This is a genomic window from Mycobacterium colombiense (genome assembly GCF_003284975.1).
Classification (GTDB): domain Bacteria; phylum Actinomycetota; class Actinomycetes; order Mycobacteriales; family Mycobacteriaceae; genus Mycobacterium; species Mycobacterium europaeum_A.
The window spans coordinates 1-7,628 of record NZ_QMEU01000158.1 but is presented as its reverse complement, the minus strand read 5'-3'; the positions used below and the strand labels follow the sequence as shown (position 1 = coordinate 7,628).

At 68.4% G+C, this 7,628-nt stretch carries 6 protein-coding genes and 1 pseudogene; 3 read left to right on the top strand and 4 right to left on the bottom strand.

What is annotated here, in order from left to right; translation table 11 throughout:
* Positions 1–362: 362 nt before the first annotated feature.
* Complete coding sequence (locus tag DQP58_RS25190; protein WP_112710811.1) at positions 363–1,442, top strand: oxygenase MpaB family protein; 1,080 nt, start codon at positions 363–365, stop codon at positions 1,440–1,442.
* Here the strand turns inward: DQP58_RS25190 and DQP58_RS25185 are convergent.
* From DQP58_RS25185 to infC, 4 genes are all read right to left on the bottom strand, one after another.
* The gene (locus DQP58_RS25185) at positions 1,429–2,229 is read right to left on the bottom strand and encodes a TrmH family RNA methyltransferase (RefSeq protein ID WP_112710810.1); all 801 of its coding nucleotides are present in this window, start codon (positions 2,227–2,229) and stop codon (positions 1,429–1,431) included. The genes DQP58_RS25190 and DQP58_RS25185 overlap by 14 nt on opposite strands.
* A gap of 9 nt (positions 2,230–2,238) precedes the next feature.
* Positions 2,239–2,634 (bottom strand): 50S ribosomal protein L20, encoded by a 396-nt coding sequence (rplT, locus tag DQP58_RS25180; RefSeq protein WP_007776071.1) that lies wholly within the window; start codon positions 2,632–2,634, stop codon positions 2,239–2,241.
* A gap of 80 nt (positions 2,635–2,714) precedes the next feature.
* Complete coding sequence (gene rpmI / locus DQP58_RS25175; protein WP_066882282.1) at positions 2,715–2,909, bottom strand: 50S ribosomal protein L35; 195 nt, start codon at positions 2,907–2,909, stop codon at positions 2,715–2,717.
* Between the two features lie 67 nt (positions 2,910–2,976).
* A complete protein-coding gene (gene infC / locus DQP58_RS25170; protein ID WP_112710809.1) occupies positions 2,977–3,579 on the bottom strand; it encodes a translation initiation factor IF-3 in 603 nt (200 codons plus the stop codon).
* Positions 3,580–4,086: 507 nt separating this feature from the next.
* Here infC and lysX point away from each other — a divergent pair.
* Positions 4,087–7,401 (top strand): bifunctional lysylphosphatidylglycerol synthetase/lysine--tRNA ligase LysX, encoded by a 3,315-nt coding sequence (lysX, locus tag DQP58_RS25165; protein WP_112710812.1) that lies wholly within the window; start codon positions 4,087–4,089, stop codon positions 7,399–7,401.
* Between the two features lie 77 nt (positions 7,402–7,478).
* Positions 7,479–7,628: pseudogene (locus DQP58_RS27330) on the top strand (esterase family protein); the annotation flags it as partial.

Here is a 7,628-nt window from a genome sequence, read left to right as displayed (position 1 = left end):
GCCGGCGGGCGCGCCGGATGAAGGCGACCGCCCCGGGGCTGCGGTTGCGGCTGTGCAGCCATTGAGTCGCGCTGTGCACCGACAGTGGAGAGCGCGGCGGAGCCGATTGCGCCTGGGATTCTTCGGCCTCGCCCGGGTCCAGATCGCGACGCGCGAGTTCCACCTGGCCAGGTTATTTGGTTTTCTTCGAGGCAGGCAATGACGGCCGCGCCCTATGTGTCACACGTCGCACCAAACCGCCTGATCACGTTGGTGCCACACCGGTGTGGAACCTCGATAACACCGGGCGACCACATCGCCGAAATTCTAGACAACGCCCGTTGTCAAAGTTATCGTGAGCCCAACCGGAGCAGGAGGCCGCGATGACTGGCACTGTGCATACGGGCGGGAATGCGCCCGCCGATCCGCTCGGACCAGAATCTTTGACCTGGAAGTATTTTGGCGACCTGCGCACCGGAATGATGGGCGTGTGGATCGGGGCGATCCAAAACATGTACCCCGAGCTCGGCGCGGCCGTCGAGGAGCATTCGATCCTGCTGCGCGAGCCGCTGCAGCGGGTGGCCCGGTCGGTCTACCCGATCATGGGGGTGGTCTACGACGGCGACCGGGCGTCGCAGACCGGCCGGCAGATCACCAGCTACCACCACACCATCAAGGGCACCGACGCCGCCGGGCGGCGCTATCACGCGCTGAACCCGGAGACCTTCTACTGGGCGCACGCCACGTTTTTCATGCTGATCGTCAAGGTGGCCGAGTACTTCTGCGGCGGCCTGACCGAGGCCGAGAAGCGGCAGTTGTTCGCCGAGCACGTCCAGTGGTACCGGATGTACGGCATGAGTATGCGGCCGGTGCCCGAAACCTGGGAGGAATTCCAGGAGTACTGGGAGCGCACCGGCCGCGAGACCCTCGAGATCAACCGGGCGACGCTGGACATCTTCCAAATGCGCATCCCCAAGCCGAAATTCGTGCTGATGCCCACACCGGTCTGGGACCAGATCTTCAAGCCGCTGGTCGCCGGCCAGCGCTGGATCGCGGCGGGGCTGTTCGAGCCCGCGGTGCGCGAGAAGGCCGGCCTGCACTGGACCCCGGGCGACGAGGTGTTGCTGCGCCTGTTCGGCAAGCTCGTCGAACTGGCCTTCCTGGCGGTGCCCGACGAGATCCGGCTGCACCCGCGCGCGCTGGCCGCCTACCGCCGCGCCGAGGGGCGGCTGCCCACCGACGCGCCGCTAGTGGAGGCCCCGCCGTTCATGGCGCCGCCGCGCGACCGGCGCGGGCTGCCGATGCATTACTTCCCCCCGTCGGCGAAGTCGCCGTTGGACCCTGCGCTGCAGCCCGCCCGGGCGCTGATGGAACGCGCCGGTTCGCTGGTGCATACGACGCTGTCGCTGGCCGGCCTGCGCGCCGGGCGGGGCCGGCCCAAACGCGCCGTTAAGGCCGCGTAGGCAGGTTCAGCGCCCGCGCGCTCTGATACAGGCAGATGGCCGCCGCGGACGCCACGTTCAGGCTCTCCGCCCCACCGGCCATCGGGATCCGCAGCCGGTGGTCGGCCGCCGCGGCGATTTCGCCTGGCAGACCGTGTGATTCGGGCCCGAACAGCCACGCCGTCGGCACGCCGAGCAATTCGCCGGCCTCGTCGAGCCGCGTCTGGGCGTCGACGGTGGTGGCGAGCAACTGCAGGCCCGCGGCGCGCAACGCGTCGACCGCGGCGAGCGGGTCCGGCGCGACGACGACCGGGACCGAGAAGATGCTGCCGGCCGACGCGCGCAGGCACTTGCCGTTGTACGGGTCGACGCTGTGGCCGCCCAGGATCACGCCCGCCGCGCCCAGGGCGTCGGCGAGGCGGATGAGGGTGCCGGCGTTGCCCGGTTCGCTGATCTCGACGGCCACCGCGACCAGCGCGGGCGGGCCGGCCAGCACGTCGGAAAGTCGGGTCGCCGGCGTTTCGCACACGCCGACCAGGCCGGCCGGAGTGACCGTGTCGGACAACGCTTTCGCCGCGCGCTCGGTGACCGGGTGAACCGGGCAACCCGCGGCAGCCAACGTCGCGATCAGCGACGCATGACGCTGCTGGGCGACTTCGGTGACGAAGACGTCGCGGACCAGCCCGCGACGGGCGGCGGCCTCGACGAGGTTGGGGCCCTCGGCGAGGAATCGGCCCGCCCGCCGGCGGCCGACGTGGCGGTGCAACTTGACCGCCGCGGCGACCCTGGCCGAACGTTCGGTCAGCACCTGCGCTTGTTAGGCCGCTTCTCCCGAATCCGAGGGAGCGTTGACGTCCTCGGGCAGGGCCGCCCGCGCGATGTCGACCAGCGCCGTGAAGGCGGCCGGGTCGGCAATCGCGATGTCGGACAGGTTCTTTCGGTCCACCTCCACACCGGCGGCCTTGAGGCCCTGGATCAGCCGGTTGTAGGTGATGTCGTTGGCGCGCGCCGCCGCGTTGATCCGCGAGATCCACAACTTGCGGAACTCGCCCTTGCGCGCACGACGGTCGCGGTAGGCGTAGTTCAGCGAATGAAGCTGCTGCTCTTTGGCCTTGCGGTAGAGCCGGGATCGCTGGCCGCGATAGCCCTTCGAGGCCTTGAGGATGCTGCGCCTCTTCTTGTGGGCGTTGACCGCCCGCTTCACGCGTGCCATTGGATGTTCCTACTCTCGTTCACAATTGGTTGGTCGGGTCGCCGTGCCAGCTCGCGCTGCGGGTCTGGCCGGCGCTGTGGTCAGCCGTTCAGCAGGCTGTTGACGCGCTTGGTGTCGTTGGCTGACACCGTGGTGCGGCCGTCGAGCCGCCGGGTCCGCTTGGTCGGCTTGTGCTCGAGCAGATGCCGGCGGTTGGCCTGCTGGCGAACGATCTTGCCGGTTCCGGTGCGCCGGAACCGCTTCGACGCCCCGCTGTGGGTCTTGGCTTTGGGCATGTTTCCTCTGTTCTATGAAGTGCTCGAGTGCTAGGCACTCGGGCGCTTGAAAAAGTCTCGCGCTGGGTCAGTTCGACGAAGGTTCGGCGGCCGCATCGGTCTCCGATGCTGCGCCGCCCCCCGGTCCTTCCGGATGGCGCGCCTTGGCGCGAGTCTTCGCGCCGCGGTGCGGTGCCAGCACCATCGTCATGTTGCGGCCGTCCTGCTTGGCGGACGTTTCGACGAAGCCGTATTCGGCGACGTCCGCTCCCAGGCGCTGAAGCAACCGATAGCCCAGCTCGGGCCGCGACTGCTCACGTCCGCGGAACATGATGGTGACCTTCACCTTCGACCCCGCCTCCAGGAAGCGGATGACGTGACCCTTTTTGGTCTCGTAGTCGTGATCGTCGATCTTGGGTCGCAGCTTCTGTTCCTTGACGACGGTCTGCTGCTGGTTCCGGCGGGATTCGCGCGCCTTTTGCGCCGCTTCGTATTTGAACTTGCCGTAGTCCATGATCTTGCAGACCGGCGGTCTGGCGTTCGGGGCAACTTCGACAAGGTCGAGATCGGCGTCCGCAGCGACGCGCAGTGCGTCTTCGATGCGCACTATGCCTACCTGCTCTCCCCCTGGGCCGATCAATCGGACTTCAGGTACGCGAATGCGCTCGTTGACGCGGGTCTCAGTGCTGATGGGGCCTCCCTTGTTGGGCTTCTCTAGGTCCTGCGGTGACGACCGCCTGGCTCGGTCCGGGAATCAGCGGCGGAGACACCACACCACTAGCAAAAAAGCCCTGCACAAGCAGGGCCCAATGCCGACCGATCGCGGCTGGAAACTGCTCGAGCCGCCCGCGTCACCCGCGGAACAGGCATCCGCGATGCCTGTGACCGGACCGCTGAACCTTTCGAAGATCCGCAATGGATTTCATCGGCTCGCGGTGGGAGTGGGACTCCACTTAACTGTTCCTGGCATTCGCCGGGATGGTCGCAGCCGCCAGTTTAGCAGCCTTGAGGTGGCTTTTAGCACTTCGACCGGTCGACCGCGCCGCAACGGGCCTGCGCCCGGCCCGAAATCACGTCCAAACTAGTGGCCGCCACTCTTAGCGCTTCGACAAGCTTTTCACGGATTGAGGGCATATCCTCGCGGTCTGTGACACTCGCATCTCCTAGTTCGAGGCCCGGTTCGGATCCTCGTTCGGGCCTGCGTTCGGGGCCGCGCGGCCGGTCGAACTCGCGGTACCGCTGGGTGCCGGCGGCGGCCGGCTGGACCGTGGGCGTCATCGCGACCGTGTCGCTGCTGGGCAGCGTGTCCCCGCTGATCCGGTACCTGATCAAAGTCCCGCGCGAGTTCATCAACGACTACCTGTTCAACTTCCCGGACACCAGCATCGCGTGGTCGTTCATCCTGGCGCTGCTGGCCGCGGCCCTGACCGCGCGCAAGCGCATCGCCTGGCTGCTGTTGCTGGCCAACATGATCCTGGCCGCCGCGCTGAACGCCGCCGACATCGCCGCGGGCGACAACACCGCGGCGGAGATCTTCGGCGAGAACCTCGGCTTCGCCGTCCACATCGTGGCGATCGTCCTGCTGGTGCTGGCCTACCGCGAGTTCTGGGCCAAGGTCCGCAAGGGCGCGCTGGTCAAGGCGGCCGCGGTGCTCATCGCCGGCGACGTGGTGGGCATCCTGGTGTCCTGGGGCCTGGTCGAGTTGTTCCCCGGGACGCTGGCCCGCCAGGACCGGCTGCCGTACGTGGCCAACCGGGTGGTCGGATTCGCGCTCGCCGATCCGGACCTGTTCACCGGCCGGCCGCACGTCTTCCTCAACGCGATCTTCGGGTTGTTCGGCGCGCTGGCGCTGATCTTGGCGACGATCGTGCTCTTTCAGTCCCAGCGCGCGGAGAACGCGCTGACCGGCGAGGACGAATCGGCCATCCGCGGCCTGCTCGAGCTGTACGGCAAGAACGACTCCCTGGGCTACTTCGCCACCCGCCGCGACAAGTCGGTGGTCTTCGCCCTAAGCGGACGCGCCGCGGTCACCTACCGCGTCGAGATCGGCGTCTGCCTGGCCAGCGGCGACCCGATCGGCGATCCGCGGGCGTGGCCGCAGGCCGTGGACGCCTGGCTGGGGTTATGCCAGACCTACGGCTGGGCGCCCGGGGTGATGGGCGCCAGCACCCAGGGCGCGCGGGCCTACCGCGAAGGCGGTCTGAACGCGCTCGAGCTCGGCGACGAAGCCATCCTGCGGACCGCCGATTTCAAGCTGTCCGGCCCCGACATGCGCGGCGTCCGCCAGGCCGTGACCCGGGCCCGTCGGGCTGGCCTGACCGTGCGGATCCGGCGCCACCGCGACATCACCGCCGAGGCGATGGCCGACACCATCGCCCGCGCCGACGCCTGGCGCGACACCCAGACCGAGCGCGGCTTCTCGATGGCGCTGGGCCGACTCGGCGACCCGGCCGACGGGGACTGCCTGCTGGTCGAGGCGCTCGACCGCGACGGCAGCGTCGTCGCGATGCTCTCGCTGGTTCCCTGGGGAACCACCGGTGTCTCCCTGGACCTGATGCGCCGTTCGCCGCAGTCCCCCAACGGCACCATCGAGCTGATGGTCAGCGAGCTGGCGCTGGGCGGCGAAACCCTCGGCATCACCCGCATCTCGTTGAACTTCGCGATGTTCCGCTCGGCGTTCGAACAGGGCGCCCAGCTCGGCGCGGGTCCGGTCGCCCGGCTGTGGCGAGGACTGTTGGTGTTCTTCTCGCGGTGGTGGCAGCTGGAAACCCTGTACCGCTCGAACATGAAGTACCAACCCGATTGGGTGCCGCGTTACGCCTGCTACGAGGACGCCCGGCTGATCCCGCGGGTCGGCGTCGCTTCGGCACTCGCCGAGGGCTTTTTGGTGTTGCCGTTCGGACGGCGCAAGACGCACACCGGCCACTACCCCGCCGTCCCGCCACGGTTGGCGGCGTCCGGGCTGCTGCATCACGACGGCAGCGCCCCGGACGTCAGCGGGCTGCGGGAACGCCGGGAGTCCGCCGACGAGGAGGAGTCCAGGTCACGTCTGCCCGAACAGGTTCGAGTGCGCCTGGCCAAGCTGAAAGCCCTGAAGCACAGCGGCGTTGACGCTTACCCGGTGGGGGCCCCGCCCACCCACACCATCGCCCGCGCCCTGGTCGCCGACGACCAGGAAAGTGTGACGGTGGCGGGACGGATCCTGCGGATCCGCGACTACGGCGGGGTGCTGTTCGCCGACCTGCGCGACTGGTCGGGGGAAATGCAAGTGCTGCTGGACAATTCGCAGCTGCCACGGGGACGCACCGCGGACTTCACCGCCGCCATCGACCTGGGCGATCTGGTCGAGGTGTCCGGGAACATGGGCTTTTCCAAGAAGGGAAGCCGCTCACTGATCGTCACCGACTGGCGGATGATCGGCAAGTGCCTGCGGCCCCTGCCGAACAAGTGGAAGGGGCTGACCGACCCGGAGGCGCGGGTGCGGACCCGCTACGTCGACCTGGCCGTCAACCCCGAGTCGCGCGAGCTGATCAAGGCCCGCAGCGACGTGTTGCGTTCGGTCCGGCAGACCCTGTTCGCCAAGGATTTCGTCGAGGTCGAGACCCCGATCCTGCAGCAGATCCACGGCGGAGCCACCGCCCGGCCCTTCGTCACGCACATCAACACCTACGACCTGGACCTGTTCCTGCGCATCGCCCCCGAGCTCTACCTGAAGCGGTTGTGCGTCGGCGGCGTGGAGCGCGTCTTCGAATTGGGCCGCGCCTTTCGCAATGAGGGCGTCGACTTCAGCCACAACCCGGAGTTCACCCTGCTGGAGGCGTACCAGGCCCACGCCGACTACACGGTGTGGATCGACGGCTGCCGCGAGCTCATCCAGAACGCCGCCGAGGCCGCGCACGGCGCGCAGGTGGTGCTGCGACCCCGCACCGACAGGGGTGACGGCCGGCTCGAGCCCGTCGACGTCTCCGGGGTGTGGGCGGTCAAGACCGTCTATGACGCGGTGTCCGAAGCGCTCGGCGAGCACGTCGACCCCGCCACGTCGCTGTCCGCCCTGCGCAAGCTGTCCGACGCCGCGCACATCCCCTATCGGGCGCACTGGGATGCCGGCGCGGTGGTGCTGGAGCTGTACGAGCACCTGGTCGAGGACCGGACCGAGGAGCCGACGTTTTATATCGACTTCCCGACGTCGGTGTCGCCGCTGACCCGGCCGCACCGCAGCGAACCGGGCGTGGCCGAGCGGTGGGACTTGGTGGCCTGGGGGGTCGAGCTGGCCACCGCCTACAGCGAGCTCACCGATCCGGTGGAACAGCGCCGCCGCCTGCAGGAGCAGTCGTTGTTAGCTGCCGGCGGGGATCCCGAGGCGATGGAGCTCGACGAAGACTTCCTGCAGGCGATGGAGTACGCGATGCCGCCGACCGGCGGACTCGGGATGGGCATCGATCGGCTCGTCATGCTCATAACGGGCCGAAGCATCCGGGAGACCTTGCCATTTCCGCTGGCCAAGCCGCATTAGCGGCGGCCCCGAACGTCCGTAGAGCCCGGAGCGAACATTCGGTGAATTCGTTCCAGGCCGGTTAACTTTAGATCACAATGACTCACGTGACAGCCCCGACGGACGGCGCCGCGGCGCAGGTCCTGGCGAGTAGCCACACCTCGCTGATGCATGGCTGGGTGCCGGCGACGATCCAGGTGCTCGCCGCGGTTGTGCTGCTCCTGGCGGTCGGCTGGCGGTCGCGCCGC

Excerpts from the sequence above, each read along its gene's own strand:
- DQP58_RS25190 (WP_112710811.1), top strand. The coding sequence starts at position 363 with ATGACTGGCACTGTGCATACGGGCGGGAATGCGCCCGCCGATCCGCTC.
- rplT (WP_007776071.1), bottom strand. The coding sequence starts at position 2,634 with ATGGCACGCGTGAAGCGGGCGGTCAACGCCCACAAGAAGAGGCGCAGC.
- rpmI (WP_066882282.1), bottom strand. The coding sequence starts at position 2,909 with ATGCCCAAAGCCAAGACCCACAGCGGGGCGTCGAAGCGGTTCCGGCGC.